Below are 13,567 nucleotides of genomic sequence, written 5' to 3'. Positions count from 1 at the left end.
GCCAGCCTTCTAGCCGATGTAATCAGTAGACTGGCTAGATGATTACTGTCAAGGGAACCATCAGCACGCCGCTTTCACCCTCGAAGGCCTTCGCGTACCTCTCCGAGTTCGAGCACACCAGCGAATGGGATCCGGGCACACCAGTTGTCGAGAAGCGTTCCATCGGCCCGGTCGCCGTCGGTCACAAATACCACGCAGAGGCGGAATTCCGCGGGAAGCGTCAGCCGATCGAATACGAAGTGACCGAGCTGCGGCAGGGTCACATCAAGCTGCGGGGGGCCAACAAGACTCTCGTTTCGTTCGACTCGATCGACGTCGTCCCGTCGGCGACAGGCAGCGACGTCACCTACACGGCCGAGTTCCAGCTCAACGGGTTCCGGCGGATTGTCCAGCCGTTCCTGAAGCCGGCGTTCAACTCGCTGCGTGACCCCGCGCTGAATGGTCTCCGGGACAAACTGAACTCACTCGTCTAGCCCGGAAAGCGACGCCGGTGGCGCGGGTCAGCAAACGGGCACTGTTCGATGCGTCGGGTGCGGTGCTGGGGTCGGCGGGGATCGGCATCACCCTGCTGGCGTTGAACGATTCCCACAACGTCACCAACCTGGCTGCCGTCGTGGCCGGGCTGACCCTGGTGACCGTCGCGGCGTTGAGTGTGGTGCGTCGTCGGCCGTCCTACTCCGGACCTGCCGATCGGGTCACCCTGCTGCGGGCCGTGCTGGCCGGAGGCTGCGCCACCATTGTGGTCCTGTCCCTCTGGGGAGACGTGCCCACCCGGTCATGGTGGCTGGTCCTGCTGGCCGCCCCGGCTGTGCTGCTGGACGCGGTCGACGGCGCCGTGGCCCGGCGGACGGGCACCGCGTCCACCGCGGGTGCCCGCCTCGACATGGAAACCGACGCCATTTTGCTGCTGGTGCTCTCCATACCGGTGGCCCTGACCGTCGGCTGGTGGGCGCTGCTGATCGGGCTGATGCGCTACCTGTACGTGGCGGCCTCGTGGTTCCGCCCGGCGCTGCGGGGAGACCTGGAGTTGAGCCAGTTCCGGCGGGTGGTCGCCGCCACCCAGGGAGTGGTGCTGGTGGTCGTCCTGGTCCCCGCGACACCGATAGCGCTCGCCGTCCCCGTGGCCGCTGCTGCCCTGGTATTGCTGGGGGCGTCGTTTGGCCGGGATGTGGTGCGGTTGGAGCGCTCCACCCGCACCCCCAGTTCCTAGCCGGTTATTGATTCCGCGGGGGCGGATTCGGGCCGGGCTACCCGGTGGGCATGGTCAGCTCGCCCACGTACTGCCTGAGCGTCGTCGTCGGGCGTCCGATCAGCCGGGAGAGGGTTCCGTCGCTCTCCGCGAGGAGGCCGGCAGCGATGTTGGCGTCGAGTGCGGCGACAAATCCGGCGGTCCCGTCGTCCAGGCCGAAGCCCTTCAATGCGGCGCGGTGCTCGTCGGTGGTGAGGTGGTTGACCGTCACGTGGTTACCGGAGATCGCGGAGATGGTGGCAGCCAGCTCCTCGAAGTCCCACGGCTCGTCGCCACCCAGTTCCAGGATTTCGCCGTCGTACGCGTCCGAGAGGAGGACGACGGCGGCAGCCTCGGCGTAGTCGGCGCGGGTGGCGCTGGCGACCTTGCCGCTGCCGGCGCTGGTCATGATGGTCCCGGTGGAAACCGCCTGACGGATCGTGTCGGCGTAGTTCTCCGTGTACCAGTTGTTGCGCAGCACCGTGTAGGTCAGGCCGGATTGTTCGAGGAGCTCCTCTGTCGCCTTGTGGTCGGGTGCGAGGACGAGGGCAGAGGTCGAGGCCTTCGGTGCGCTGGTGTAGACAAGGGACGCGCCAGCCCGTCCGGCCGCCTCGATCACTGCCTGGTGCTGGGCGACGCGCTGGCCCACCTCGGTTCCGGAGATGAGGAGCACCTTCTCCGCCCCGGCGAACGCGGCATCCAGCGACGCGGGATCCGCATAGTCGAGGCGTGCCGTCCCGACTCCCTGTGATGCCAGCGCGGTGAGTGCGGCCTCGTTGCGTCCGCCGGCCACGATCGTTGACGGGTCAACGTCGCGGGCCAGCAGATACTCGACGACCTTGCGGCCCAGGTGGCCTGTGGCTCCGGTGATGACGATTGACATGTGGTTCCTCCCGTTGGGCACTGAAAGTAGTGCGTCTACTGGAGGTAACCCTGGAGTGTCCGTTTCACTTCCCGACGGCGTGGATCCGCCAGTTTACCGAGTGGGTGGCGTCTGGCTGGAGGACCAGGAGGTTGGTCCCGGAGTTGAAGGCGTCCGGCGGGCAGGTCATGGGCTCGACCGCAAGGCTTCCGCGGCTTTCCGGCGGATTACCCGGCAGATCGCCGGTGTGGACCTGGACCCACGGGCAGTCCCGGCCAAAGGAGACGGCCGCGCCGTTGCCATCGGGGCCGGTGACGCTGACCGTCGCTACGCCGTCGGCGTAGCCGAGGTCCGTGAACGCGTGGTCGAGGAATGCCGCCCCGATTCGGGTGGGCGAGCGGAAGTCGAAGTCCCCGGTGACAGCGGCCCGCGTGGTGGGAATCAGCCGGTCCTCGGTCACTTCGAGCACCGTGTCCGCTGGCAGGGTGAGGGTCCACTCATCCACCGGGCCGTTCCCGGCCACGAGGTAGGGGTGGGGTCCCACGCCGTAGGGGGCGGCGTCGGGCCCGGTGTTGACGGTGGTCACGGTGGTGGTGAGGCCGTCGTCGTCGAGCGCGTACTGCACCTCAACGGCTAGCCGGAACGGGTAGCCCTTCTGTGGGACGACTGTCGCCCGGAGGGTGACCGATGCGTCGCTGTGTTCCACCGTCTCCCACTCGTCCCAGGCGAGCAGCCCGTGCAGGGCATGGCCGCGCTCGGGTTCGGTCAGGCTGAGCTGGTGGGTGGTTCCCTCAAAGTCATACGAGCCGTCCACTACCCGGTTGGGCCACGGAACCAGGAGTGCGCCCCGGTACTGGGGACGGATCTCGTTGGCGCTGTAGTGCCGGGTGAGGTGGCGTTCGGCATACCGGAGTTCTCGCAGCGAGGCTCCTACGCCGGCGACGACGGCACTGTAGTCGCCGTGCCGCAGGAGGTGCTGGTGTCCGGACAGGGGAGTGGTGTGGTCCATCATGACCCTTCGCTGGGGAGTTCGAGTTCGTCGTTGAGGCTCAGGCATTCGGAATCCTGCGCTATCACCGATACCGCGGTGCCCAGGTCCACCAGGATGGTGCTCGACGCCACTTCGTTCGGGTCAAACAGGATTTCCACGGCCGGGTCGCGTCCGTAGGTGGTGGCGCGCCAGACCTCCTCCTCTTCCTGGATGATCCAGTCGACGCCGTTCACCGAGGCGCAGGCGTCGGTGGTGGGGCCGGGAACGGCGACGCCACAGCGCAGCACCACCTGCGACGGGTCACCCCACGCGGCCGTCGCCTGGCTGTCGGTTTCCCGCAACTCGTTCTCGGCGACAACGTCGGGCAGGGAGACCATCACCGAGGCGCATTCGGGGTTCGCGGCATCCTGCGCGGCCTCCACTCCAACGATCGGCGTGCAGGCGGTCAGGCCCAGAACGACGACGGCAAGCGGGGGGAGGAGTCGGGAGGCACGCATGGTGCCAGCTTAGTAGCCGCAGACGGGGCGAGGAGCGACCGGCGCTGGTTCCCAGCTTCCTCCCACAGTTGAAGGTTAGGATGGGGAGCTGTCTTATGTCAGGGAGAATCCGTCGTGTCAAATTATCTCGAAGAGCCCGTCCAGCCGAGGGCCCGAAAGAAGCGCCCGGTGCGCCTTGTCCTCTTCTCGGCGCTTGCGTTGGTGCTGGTCGCCTGCCTCGTCACGGGTGGCTACCTGTTCAATTTAGCCAGCACCTACAACGCGCAGACGCAGACCATCGAAGAGGTGTTTCCAGAAGGCACCGACCGTCCCACCCGGGCCGCCGAGGCCGAGGGGGCACTGAACATCCTCCTGCTGGGCAGTGACGAAAACGGCGGCAGCGGCGAGACCGAGAACCTGCCGGGGGTACCCAACGAGGGACGCTCCGACACCATGATGCTGATGCACATTCCCGCTGACCGGGAGGGCGTGTACGTCATGTCGATCATGCGGGACACCTGGACCGACATTCCCGGATATGGCGAGCACAAGATCAATGCCGCCACCGCGTTCGGCGGGGTGCCGCTTCTAGTGGAGACGGTCGAAGGGTTGTTTGATGCGCCGATCGACCACGTCGCCATCATCGACTTCGAAGGCTTCACCGGCCTCACGGACGCGTTGGGGGGAGTGGAAGTGAATAACGAGATTGCGTTCCAGTCCCGCGGAGCCGACGGCGAGTTCTTTGCCGAGGGACCCATCACCCTGCAAGGGGAATCCGCGTTGAAGTTTGTCCGTGAACGGTATGCCTTCACCGACGGCGATTACCAGCGGGTAAAAAACCAGCAGCTCTTCATCCAGGCGGTCATGGGCAAGTTCCTCACCGCTGACACCCTGTCTAATCCGTTGAAGATCAACGAGATCGTCGGTCAGGTGTCTCCCTACCTCAGCGTCGACGAAGGTCTCGACGCCTCGGCTGCGGGCAGCCTGGCGCTGTCACTACGGAATGTCCGCAGCAATGATGTGGAGTTCTTCACCCTGCCAAACCTCGGTATCGGGACGTCAGCGGATGGACAATCCATCATTGTGAAGGACGACGCCGCCATCGCCGAGATCGCCGCGGCACTCGACACCGACACCCTCGGCGATTACGTCGAAACCGCCTCCCAGTAGGATGGGCGGCTCGTCGGAGTCTGCCCGGACATCTGCCCCGTAGAATGAGGACCCATGGAATTATTGATGCGCCGCTCTCTCGCCGGCCTGACCGTCGCTGCGCTCTGCGTTGGCCTCGGCGCGGGCGTGGCTTCGGCCACCGAAACCCCAACGCCCGGCCCGACGACGAGTCCGGCGCCGTCTCCTACGCCGGCACCCGAACCAGCACCTGCACCGCAGCCGGCACCGGCCCCAGCGCCCGCTCCAGCCCCCGCACCTGCGCCTGCCCCTGAACCGGAACCTGCACCGGCCCAGCAGGGGCCAGCCATTGACCCGGCGACCGGATTCGAGGTCGACCCGGTGACGGGGTACCCCATCCACCCGCCCACGGGATTCCTGATCGAACCCGGTACCGGCAACCTGATTGACCGGGCGACCTTTTTCTACACCGACTTCCGGTGGATCGCCGTCACGGGGGGAGTAGTCGACCTGACGGACACCTTCGAGGCCGAGGAAACACCGGAGCCGGAGGAGACCGAGACCCCCGAGGCGGAAGCGACCGAGTCCTCTGAGCCCGAAGAGACCGAAACTCCCGAGCCCACCCCCACTGAAACCCGCTCGGCCACCCCTACCCCTTCGGCCACGCCGGAGCCTACGCAAACCGCAACGGATGTCAGCGAGGCGAGCTCAACCGAGGAAGCCTCGGCCGGCTCAAGCCCGCTGACGCGGGTGCTGGTCATCCTGGGTCTGGTTGGTCTGGGAGTGCTCTACTATGCGAAGCTCCGGGGCGGCAATACGCCGAGGCCCGAGCCCGAGAAATAGGATGTGCTTTTAGTGGGATAATTCCTGGGGTTCCGCGCTGCGAATGACCTAGTCAGCGCTAGAACGACCGTTCAGCTACCTTCGGTCTACACTTGAACCTGATCCGCTCGACACGAAGCAACTAAGACACTTTGGGGGTGTGCGTTGCGCATTTTATTATTGACGCATTCTTATGCCCCGGAGCATAGCCCTCCGCAGCGACGTTGGACGCAATTTATCCGGTCGTTCCGCGCTGCTGGCTGGGATGTTGATGTCGTCGCTCCGATCGCCCACGCTCCCTTCGGCAAGCGGACCCTGCCGCGCAGTCAGGCAGGTCGGCCGTTCCTGTGCTCGCCTGGGGAATACGGTGAACAGATTCGGCGGGTGCCCTTTCTCTGGCATCGGAATACCCGACTGGGCCGACTGAGCAATCATCTTTTCTCGGCGGCCTGCAGCGTCCCCGCTGCCTTCCTGTCGAAACGCCCCGACGTCGTCATTGTCACAGTCCCCAGCCTGCCCATCCTGGGTGCGGGATTTGTTGTCTCGCGGCTCATGCGACGGCCGCTCGTCGTTGACATGCGCGATGCGTGGCCGGATCTCGCCCGGGACGCAAAACTGGTGAAGAGCAGTGCTAAGGGCGTCGTCGAGCGGATCATCATGGCCATCCAGGACCGCGCCGAGCTGGTGGTGACTGTGACCCATGGGTTCGCGCGGACACTGCGCCAACGGGGCCTGAAAAACGTCGCAACGGTCACCAATGGAGTGGACCTGCGCGGGCTGGACCAGCTGGCGCCGCCACCGCTCGAAGCGGACCGGCTCGAGGTGCTGTATCTCGGCAATCATGGTGAAAGCCAACGGCTGGATGTGGCAATCCGGGCAGCGGCACTCGTAGGCGGGCGGATGCGCCTCACCATGGTCGGTAACGGGGTTCAACGGCTCGAGCTGGTACAGCTCGCTCACGAGCTCCAGGCGCCGGTGGAATTCCACCCCTCCGTCTACGGCCCAGCCGTGAGAGGGTTTTACGACCGCACGGATAGCTGCATTGTTTCGCTCCGCGACGACTGGAAGTCCTTCGAGACCACCATTCCCTCCAAGACCTACGAAGTGCTGTCCCTGGGACGGCATGTCACCGGAATCGTGCTGGGCGAGGCGCAGAAGATTCTTCAGGACGCAGAATCTGGCCATGTTGTCGCTTCATCGCCGGAAGACGTTGCGGAGCTCTGGAGGAAGCTCGCCGCAGATCGTTCGCTGCTGCAGGTCAACGGTGCAGGACGCACCTGGGTGAAGAACAACGCCGACGTCGAGGCGCTGGCGCAAAGCTATATCGACCTGCTGGCCGAAGTAGCTGGGGGTCCGCACCGGTGACAGATGGGGCAGTGCTGCGCAATGCGCGGTTGTTGGGCACCACCGCCTTACGTCATCTGCGCGACGACCCGCTTCTGCTGGTGCTGCAAGTGTCGCGCAGGTTGCCCAGCGGCGCGGTGTACCGGGCGGCCGGAGCGGCTGCCTTTCTCAGCCGGACTCCACTGACCCAAGCGGTCGCCGCGTACCTTCGCGGGGACAGTAGCCGCACCCGCGAAGTATTGCGGTCGGCATTGGGCGCCGACGTGCGAGCCTCGACTGCCCTTCGATTGGCGGAGGTTGCTTTGGCCGCAGGGTATCCAACGATGGCGGATGAGTTCATCGTTCGGGCCCAGACATCCGGCGCGCCGGATGCCAGTCGGACTATTGCGCGACGGCGCTGGTACGACGGCGACATGAGCGGCGCCGTGGAGGTACTCAGAGCGGCCGGTCGGAACCGAACGGCGGAGAGGCTTGAGTCGGAACGTCGGGTCTTCGCTGGCTGGACACCCACGGTGCCGCCCGTCAAGGGGTATGTGCCCCGGCAGCATACAGTGCTGCACGTCCTGACCAACTCGCTGCCCCATACCGGGAGCGGCTATGCGCAGCGCTCCCATTCGATCCTCAAAGCCCAGCATGACGCGGGATGGACGGTTCATGCGGCAACCCGCGTGGGCTACCCGGTGCAGGTGGGTAAACTTTTCGCTGCTGACATTGATGTGCTGGATGGGGTTTCCTACCATCGGTTGCTGCCTTCGACCCTCGCCGAAGGGTTTGATGGCAGGCTGCAGCAGCAAGCTGAGGAACTCCTGGCCCTGGCACTCCAGGTCCGGCCCACTGTCCTGCATACCACCACCCATTTTGTGAATGGTCTGGTGGTGCGCGAAGTTGCGCGGGCCCTGGGCATCCCTTGGGTGTATGAGGTTCGTGGCCAATTGGCTGACACCTGGGCCTCAAGTCGTAGTGATGCGGCAAAGAAGAGCGAACGCTATAGGCTCTTCACTGAAAGTGAAGCTCAGGTTATGCAGAGTGCCAACCTGGTGGTGACGTTGGGTGAGGCTATGAAGCAGGACATGGTGAGCAAGGGAGTAGACCCGCGTAAGGTCCTGTTGTGCCCGAACGCCGTGGGGGATGAGTACCTCGACGAGCCGATGGACTCAGGCAGTGCGCGTCAGTCGCTCGGTCTCCCCAGCGACGGCGTGTACATCGGAACGGTCAGCAGCATTGTCGATTATGAGGGCCTCGATGATCTGTTGCGGGCGTTCGCAGTGCTAGTGCCTGACCACCCTGGTTTGCGCTGTCTGATCGTGGGGGATGGCGTGGCACTGCCATCGTTGAAGACTTTGGCTGGGCAGCTCGGTGTAAGCGCACTTGTGACGTTTACCGGCCGGGTTCCGCGCGAGAGAGCCCGGCTTCATCATCAAGCAATCGACATCTTTGTGGTGCCGCGGAAGGACCTGGAAGTGACCCGAGCGGTAACGCCGTTGAAGCCAGTCGAGGCGATGGCGTCTGCCCGGGTTGTGGTGGCGAGCGATCTCCCCGCTCTCCGTGAGATCGTCTCGGCTGATACAGGGGTGCTGGTCTCCGCCGGTGATGTCGCGTCTTTGACGTCGGGGATTCGTGGACTCCTTGACGACGGCGGTGCCTTGAGCAGTGAAGCAATAGAACTCGGAGTGTTCGGTCGTCGAGACGTCCTTACCAACCGGACATGGACCGGAACTTCATTCAGTTTGCTTCACTCGTACTCAGGGCTGGAGCGCGCTGCCTAATGGCTGTTCCTGATGAAAAAGATGGTGCCGTACCAACCTCGGTAGACTTGCGAACCCTAATAAAAGTTGGGGTCAGGCCGCACTTCCTCGACTACCTAGTTGCCCTGTGGGACTACCGCCATTTCGTCTTCTTTGACGCGAAAGCGAGTGTTCAATCAGGAAATAGTCGTGACCGTCTGGGTAGTATCTGGCTCATTCTCAATCCGGTACTGAACGGATTGACCTTTTACCTTATTTTTGGTGTCTTGCTGCAAGTAGACCGCGGTATCGAAAACTTCATTGGATTCCTGATCATCGGGGTCTTCCTCTTCCAGATGAGCAGCCGATCAATTTCGAACGGCGCGCGAGCAATTCAGTCTAATTTGAAGGTAGTGCAGGCCTTCAACTTTCCCAGGGCAACTCTATTGCTTTCAGTCAATATTCGTGAGCTGCTGGCAAGTGTCCCGGTGATCATCACCATGCTGGTCCTGATCTTGTTACTTGAGCCAGCTGAGGAAATCACCTGGCTATGGTTCCTCGTCGTTCCCGCGCTTCTCCTCCAGACCGTGTTTAACCTTGGAATTGGTTTGATTCTGGCTCGCGTAGTTTCGAGGGTGAATGACGTCGCCAACGTCATCAGCTTTGTTATGCGGATCTTGATGTATGCCTCCTGTGTAATGTTCCCGATATCCCTGTTCGATCCATATCCGACAGTTCAGGAAGCGATTGAAGTTAATCCTCTGTACCAGGTGCTCACAATCGTGAGGGAGTCAGTTCTATATAGCGAAGTGCCGTCCTGGGAGTCTTGGGCGATCTTAGGGGCGTGGGCGCTCGGAGCGTTGGCGGTCGGCATGGTCTTCTTTTGGCTCGCGGAGGAGACTTACGGCCGTGACGAATAAAATAGAGTTCCTCTCCGAACCGCCAGCCGTCGTAGTGAATAACGTCAGCATGGCCTACCGTGTGCCAACTTCGGACAACGCTGCGAGCACAGGGCTTCTGCGATCGATCCGGCGAGCTATTGGCAACCGGCCGATGGTAGACGTCCACGCCTTGCAGAACATCTCGCTCGTCGTTGGACGTGGTGAATCAGTCGGGATAATTGGCCGCAACGGATCCGGTAAGAGCACGTTAATGAAACTTATTAACGGGAGGGTTCCGCCCACTTCCGGAGCCATCTACGCGTCGTCCCGCCCAACTTTACTCGGGGTGAGTGCAGCACTGGTTCCGGACATTTCCGGTGAGCAGAACATAATCCTGGGATGTCTCGCCATGGGAATGTCGAAGAAGGATATCTCAACCAAGTACCAGGGCATAGTCGAACTATCTGGCCTCGAGAATTCAATTCATCTACCCATGCGGACCTATTCGTCGGGGATGGCCTCGAGGCTCCAGTTCGCAATCGCGACAGCTGTGGACCCCGAGATTCTGTTGATCGATGAGGCGTTGAACACCGGGGATGATCAGTTCAAGGGCAGGACCAAGCAAAGGATGGACGAACTACTCGGCAAAGCGGGTTGCGTTTTTCTTGTCAGTCACAGTGTTGGAACCATCAAGGAAATGTGTACCCGGGTGGTTTGGCTCGATGAGGGTGAGCTAGTGATGGACGGGCCGGCCGATGATGTCATCAAGTGGTACACCACATTCATCAAGCATTTGACCTCTCGAGACCGGGTAGCGGCTATGAAGACCAAAAGACGAGTGATGAACGATCTCGTGGTCCCGCATCTTATGGCCCGTGAAACCGGGCGAAGGAGCACCGAGTGATCGCCTTGGACGCCCGCCGGATAAGAACGGCGGCGTGGCATTTTCGTCATGGGGGATTCGCGGCCCTCAGAACCTGGCATAGAAGAAACCAAGCGGAACAAGGCGTTTTCACGGTAGATAGTGCCCGTGGGGCTGAAGGCGCTTGGACCGGACGTCGTAAATCCAGGCGGCTAGGCTTTGCGGAAGCGCAGTTGACGGGATCGGCGGTGCCGAGACGGTCATTACGCGCAGCGGTGATACTTGATGAATTCTCGGCGTTGGCATTCGGCTACGAATGGGAATCAATCCACCTGACACCGAACAACTGGCGTGCCGTAGTTGCCGGTCAAAGTGTTGACCTGCTCTTTGTTGAGTCAGCCTGGAACGGGAACGGGGGTGCCTGGCAATACAACCTGACCGGTCCTTCAGGGCCCTCGGAGGCGTTCCGGGAACTGCTTCAGGCGTGCAGCGACAAAGGTATCCCCACCGTGTTCTGGAATAAAGAAGATCCTCCGCATTATGACGACTTCCTACCAGCGGCAAAGCTGTTCGATCATGTATTCACGAGTGATTCGAACATGGTGGAGCGGTACAGAGCGGACCTGGGACATGATCGAGTCGAATCATTGTCCTTCGCGGCACAGCCCGCCATTCACAATCCCGTACGACCAAGACATGGATGGCACCAAAGAGACATTGCCTTTGCGGGGATGTATTTCCGGCACAAGTTTCCTGAACGTCGTGCTCAGATGGACCTGCTGCTCGGAGCGGCGGTGGAAGCGTCCGCGTCAATGAAGACGGGTTTAGAGATATTCTCGCGCAAGTTAGGTGATCGAGAGGACTATCAGTTCCCTTCGCGCCTTGCGCCCTATGTTGTAGGATCGCTGTCTTATCCTCAGATGTTGACCGCGTACAAGGCATACAAAGTCTTCCTGAACGTGAATTCCGTGACTGAATCCCCGAGCATGTGTGCACGTCGGGTCTTTGAAATTACAGCTTCTGGAACTCCGGTGGTTTCGACGAGAAGTGCAGCCATCGAGCGATATTTTGCTCCCTCTGAAGTTCCAATTATCGACACTCCTGAGGATGCAGTCAGTCTGCTCTCTGCCCTCGTTCGACAGCCCTCGATGGGCGAGCGGCAAGTACACCTCGCACAACGTGTGATCTGGCGTGAGCACACCTACGCTCAACGAGTGGAACAAATTCTTCGTGCCGCAGTTCCAGCATTGTCCCGGCCGATGGTTCTGCCGACCGTGAGCGTGATGGTTTCGACTTATCGCCCTCATCAGCTGGAGCATGTGTTTCGAACAGTGGGTGCTCAGCTCGACGTGAACCCAGAGTTGGTATTGCTTACTCATGGATTCACACCAGATGCATCGACGCTCGAGAAGCTGAGGAAGAACCACGGCATAGAATCCCTGACCCTGCTGACTGCACCAGCAAGCCGGAGTTTAGGGCAGTGCCTCAATGACTGTGTCGAGGCCTCATCTGGCTCTGTACTGACGAAGATGGATGACGACGACTTTTATGGGCCGCACTACCTCGTGGATCAGCTCAGTGCCTTGAGCTATTCCGGGGCGCAGATAGTTGGTAAACAGGCCCACTACATGTACCTGCAGTCTCATGACGCGACAGTGCTCCGTTTCGCGCACAAAGAGCACCGGTTCACTAGCATGGTGATGGGGCCAACCATCATGGGTTCGGCGGGCACTCTTCGGGATTTTCCCTTTGAGAATCGAAGCAAGGGAGAGGACACTGCGTTCCTCAAAGCTGTTTCGGTGGCATCCGGGGCAATTTACTCATCCGACAAATACAACTTTTACCAGCAACGCAACGGATCCGGTCATACCTGGCAGGTGTCCGATAACGAAATACTTGCCACCGCGGATCTCTCGTTCTTCGGTAGACCAGACCACCATGTATCAATCTAGGGGAGCGCATGAATAGCATCCGTAAAGTTGCAGTTATCGGGCTAGGCTACATAGGACTACCTACAGCTGCCATCCTCGCCACCAACGGGCTCCAAGTTGTCGGAGTAGACATCAAGCGCGAAAACGTGGATGCAATCAACCGCGGAGAAGTGCCATTTGTCGAGCCTGATCTCAATATTCACGTAGCTGGCGCGGTCAGTGTCGGCGCACTTACTGCGACCACGGAAACGCCCTCGGCCGACGCTTTCATCCTTGCGGTTCCAACCCCGTTCAATGCCGATAGGACGGCTGACCTCTCCTACATTGAGGCCGCGGCACGGGGTCTCGCACCCAAGTTGGAGGGCGGCGAGCTCATAATCCTCGAATCGACCTCGCCCCCTGGAACCACCCAGCATCTTGCTGACTACCTTATCGGATTACGGCCCGATCTCAGCCTCGATGGTGCCAACGACAAGCCAATTATCCATGTAGCCCACTGTCCGGAACGTGTGCTGCCCGGGCGAGTGATGATTGAGCTGGTCACCAACGACCGCATTGTCGGTGGTATTACCAATGAAGCTACTGAGCTAGCCCGCCAGCTATACCACGTGTTCTGCCAAGGCGACATTCATCTCACCGATGCTGCAACAGCTGAGATGGCCAAGCTCGTTGAGAACGCCTACCGGGACGTGAACATCGCGTTCGCAAACGAGCTGTCCGTCATCAGCGACAAGGTTGGGATCGACGTCTGGGAACTCATTGAACTTGCCAATCATCACCCCCGCGTGAACATCCTGCAGCCAGGCCCCGGGGTAGGCGGACACTGCATTGCCGTTGACCCGTGGTTCATCGTTTCGGCTGCACCCCACGAGTCGAAGCTGATTCGTCAAGCGCGCGAAACAAACGACGCCAAGCCAGCCTGGGTCATCGATCAGGTGAAGATTGCCGTCAAGAGTGCGGGCAAGGACGCGAAGGTCGCTGCGCTTGGCCTTGCCTTCAAAGCCAACATCGACGATCTTCGCGAATCTCCGGCCGTCGAAATAGTCCGGCAACTCAGCCAGGATCTGGATGAATGCTCGGTACTCGTCGCCGAGCCACACGTCACGGTGCTTCCCCGATCGCTCAGTTCGCTGACCAACGTCCAGCTCATGGCGACTGAGAGTGCGGTCCGGAGTGCCGACGTTGTGCTGTTACTCGTCGACCACGACGAGTTCAAGGAGATGGATCGGGCCATGCTCGAAGGTAAAGCAGTTGTGGATACCCGCGGGATCTGGCGCTAATGATTAACCAGTGCCAAGATACTCGGTCGGGGCCAGTT

Annotated in this window: 13 protein-coding genes; 10 read left to right on the top strand and 3 right to left on the bottom strand. The window is 61.3% G+C overall.

The annotated features are described in order from the left end of the window. The first annotated feature begins 38 nt into the window (after positions 1-38). On the top strand, positions 39-473 hold the full coding sequence (locus HMI58_RS11775) for an SRPBCC family protein (RefSeq protein WP_171619996.1): 435 nt from the start codon (positions 39-41) through the stop codon (positions 471-473). Positions 474-490: 17 nt separating this feature from the next. Beyond that, positions 491-1,210, top strand: coding sequence for a CDP-alcohol phosphatidyltransferase family protein (locus tag HMI58_RS11770; protein ID WP_171619994.1), 720 nt, complete (start codon positions 491-493; stop codon positions 1,208-1,210). Between the two features lie 37 nt (positions 1,211-1,247). Here HMI58_RS11770 and HMI58_RS11765 read toward each other — a convergent pair whose 3' ends face one another. The 3 genes from HMI58_RS11765 to HMI58_RS11755 form a co-directional block, all read right to left on the bottom strand. Continuing rightward, positions 1,248-2,111, bottom strand: coding sequence for an SDR family oxidoreductase (locus HMI58_RS11765; RefSeq protein WP_171619992.1), 864 nt, complete (start codon positions 2,109-2,111; stop codon positions 1,248-1,250). Positions 2,112-2,175: 64 nt separating this feature from the next. Then, the gene (locus HMI58_RS11760; RefSeq protein WP_171620058.1) at positions 2,176-3,099 is read right to left on the bottom strand and encodes an aldose 1-epimerase family protein; all 924 of its coding nucleotides are present in this window, start codon (positions 3,097-3,099) and stop codon (positions 2,176-2,178) included. After that, a complete protein-coding gene (locus tag HMI58_RS11755; protein ID WP_171619990.1) occupies positions 3,099-3,578 on the bottom strand; it encodes a DUF3515 family protein in 480 nt (159 codons plus the stop codon). The genes HMI58_RS11760 and HMI58_RS11755 overlap by 1 nt, the downstream gene beginning before the upstream one ends. A gap of 114 nt (positions 3,579-3,692) precedes the next feature. On the opposite strand from HMI58_RS11755, the gene HMI58_RS11750 reads away from it, so the two are divergent. The 8 genes from HMI58_RS11750 to wecC all read left to right on the top strand — a co-directional run bounded on the left by HMI58_RS11750 (position 3,693) and on the right by wecC (position 13,529). Further along, positions 3,693-4,727 (top strand): LCP family protein, encoded by a 1,035-nt coding sequence (locus HMI58_RS11750; RefSeq protein ID WP_171619988.1) that lies wholly within the window; start codon positions 3,693-3,695, stop codon positions 4,725-4,727. Positions 4,728-4,781: 54 nt separating this feature from the next. Further along, a complete protein-coding gene (locus HMI58_RS14545; protein WP_192476317.1) occupies positions 4,782-5,528 on the top strand; it encodes a hypothetical protein in 747 nt (248 codons plus the stop codon). 144 nt (positions 5,529-5,672) lie between these two features. Then, positions 5,673-6,872 carry a glycosyltransferase family 4 protein gene (locus HMI58_RS11740; RefSeq protein ID WP_171586046.1) on the top strand — a complete coding sequence of 400 codons (1,200 nt, stop codon included), beginning with the start codon at positions 5,673-5,675 and terminating at the stop codon, positions 6,870-6,872. Then, a complete protein-coding gene (locus HMI58_RS11735; protein ID WP_318779206.1) occupies positions 6,869-8,617 on the top strand; it encodes a glycosyltransferase family 4 protein in 1,749 nt (582 codons plus the stop codon). Before HMI58_RS11740 ends, HMI58_RS11735 begins: the two co-directional genes overlap by 4 nt. Beyond that, positions 8,617-9,495 carry an ABC transporter permease gene (locus HMI58_RS11730; protein ID WP_171586044.1) on the top strand — a complete coding sequence of 293 codons (879 nt, stop codon included), beginning with the start codon at positions 8,617-8,619 and terminating at the stop codon, positions 9,493-9,495. Before HMI58_RS11735 ends, HMI58_RS11730 begins: the two co-directional genes overlap by 1 nt. Then, positions 9,485-10,360, top strand: a complete 876-nt coding sequence (locus HMI58_RS11725) for an ABC transporter ATP-binding protein (RefSeq protein ID WP_318779207.1) — start codon at positions 9,485-9,487, stop codon at positions 10,358-10,360. Before HMI58_RS11730 ends, HMI58_RS11725 begins: the two co-directional genes overlap by 11 nt. After that, positions 10,357-12,270, top strand: coding sequence for a glycosyltransferase (locus tag HMI58_RS11720; protein WP_318779208.1), 1,914 nt, complete (start codon positions 10,357-10,359; stop codon positions 12,268-12,270). The genes HMI58_RS11725 and HMI58_RS11720 overlap by 4 nt, the downstream gene beginning before the upstream one ends. 8 nt (positions 12,271-12,278) lie before the next feature. After that, a complete protein-coding gene (gene wecC / locus HMI58_RS11715; protein WP_171619986.1) occupies positions 12,279-13,529 on the top strand; it encodes a UDP-N-acetyl-D-mannosamine dehydrogenase in 1,251 nt (416 codons plus the stop codon). The last annotated feature ends 38 nt before the right edge of the window (positions 13,530-13,567 follow it).

Origin of the sequence: Arthrobacter sp. 147(2020) (assembly GCF_013116715.1) — a bacterium.
Lineage (GTDB): Bacteria > Actinomycetota > Actinomycetes > Actinomycetales > Micrococcaceae > Arthrobacter_D.
The sequence above is the reverse complement of the archived record's forward strand: the minus strand, read 5'-3'. Positions and strand labels throughout refer to the sequence as shown.